This window comes from Luedemannella helvata (genome assembly GCF_039528415.1).
Classification (GTDB): Bacteria; Actinomycetota; Actinomycetes; order Mycobacteriales; family Micromonosporaceae; genus Luedemannella; species Luedemannella helvata.
On sequence record NZ_BAAALS010000118.1, the window covers coordinates 1 to 723 of the forward strand.

Sequence of the window (723 nt, forward strand, 5' to 3'; positions counted from 1 at the left end):
GTCGTCAAGGCCGTCGAGACCCTGCAGGGTCTGGAGGTCACCGGTCAGATCGACGACCTCGATACGAACCCGACGAGCGCCCAGGTGTACCGCCTGCTGAAGGGGCGCAGGGTGACCCAATTTTCCTTCGCCTATGACGTCAAGGAAGGCGCCTGGGTTGAAGACGACCAGCACCCGTGGGGCGGCTACTACGAGCTGCGCCGCCTCAAGCTCCACGAGGTCGGGCCGTGCCTGGTCGGCGCCAACCAGGAGACCGAACTCCTCGCAGCCAAGGCCCACGGCCTGGCCCGCGGAGCGAAGGCCGGCCGTGTTCTGAGCCAGGCCAACTACGACTCCCTCTCCAAGGCGCACGCCGCCATCGGTGAGGTTCTCGCGGCGGCAACGCCCGAGAAGAGCAAGATCGAAGAGACCGGCCAGCCGGAACCTCTCGCAGACGACGGCACCCAGCCGTCGCCGCAGCCGGAGGTCCAGCCCGCCCAGGAGCTCAAAGCAGAAACCACCCCCAGCAGCACAGAGGAAGGGACCACGCCAGGCCCCCGCGAAGCGTCCGTCGAGGACGCCGCCAAGGTCGGTGCCGCCGCCTCCCGCCTGCTTACTCGCCTGGACCTCGAGCTGATCGAGCTGGGCGCTTAACCGGAACGAGGAGACATGACCGTCAAGATTGGCGAGCTCACCGACCAGATCAAGCACCACCTCACCGAAGCCCGCGCCATCGCGGCGAAG

The 723-nt window shown here is 67.5% G+C and carries 1 protein-coding gene; it reads left to right on the forward strand.

The window, feature by feature from the left end; all coding sequences use genetic code 11:
- The coding region (locus ABD191_RS29025; protein ID WP_344089160.1) for an HK97 family phage prohead protease at positions 1-633 on the forward strand (633 nt) is incomplete at its 5' end.
- Between the last annotated feature and the right edge of the window lie 90 nt (positions 634-723).